Below are 795 nucleotides of genomic sequence, written 5' to 3' on the forward strand. Positions count from 1 at the left end.
ATATAGCTGTCTGAGTGATATCGTAGTTAATTTTAAAAGCAAATAAATCGACGGGATCTGTATCCTGCTGTAAATTAATTGTTTTATTAATTTCCTCAAGCCAACCTCTGATATTGTATTTGTAATCTACTTTCTGTAGTGGGTTTCCGGCATTGTTTCCTACTTTTTTATTTACAAGCTGTCCTAAAGCATCATAACTATTATCAGCCAGAAGTTCAACCGCTCCTCCGTTTATCTGATGCGTATGGGTAAGGAGACGATCTTGAGGAGAATAGGTAAATTCTTCCCTAACCACTATTTCCGGATTCCCGGACGTTCTTTTATGTTTGGTAATAGTGTATAATGTTTTTCCTGTAAAATCTAGTTTGCTTTCACTGGAGTTATAACCGCCCAAATAATTCTGCTGATAGTTTTTTATTGGTCTTGCTTTGTCATCATAAAAAATCGTTGCAGTTTCGCCCGCTGTAGATGAAACAGTAGTAACCGCTCTCGTCCAGCTGCCTGAAGCCATCCCTTTAATATTGGCTAAAACATCCTGTCCTTCAATCGAGGACGGAGCTGCCTGTGCATTTGGAAATTCGTAATTATCATAATAATTTACGGTTAAAAGTTTAAAAGTTACAGGGGCTATTACATTGCTGTAATAAGTTTCAATTCCGTCAATAGTTCCGGATGTTTGCTTGCTTTCAAATAAAACGGTAGCGATGTTCTGAGCATCCTGCAATGACTTACGGGTTGCAGCGTTTGAAGTTTGGCTGCTCCATCCGGTGTAAACCGGTCTGCCAAAAGCATCGT

Annotated in this window: 1 pseudogene; it reads right to left on the reverse strand. The window is 39.0% G+C overall.

The features are described 5' to 3' along the window. Nucleotides 1-795, reverse strand: a pseudogene (locus tag ABEB31_RS21605) (DUF6443 domain-containing protein); the annotation flags it as partial.

The sequence above is a fragment of the Flavobacterium olei genome (assembly GCF_039749035.1).
GTDB classification, from domain to species: domain Bacteria; phylum Bacteroidota; class Bacteroidia; order Flavobacteriales; family Flavobacteriaceae; genus Flavobacterium; species Flavobacterium olei.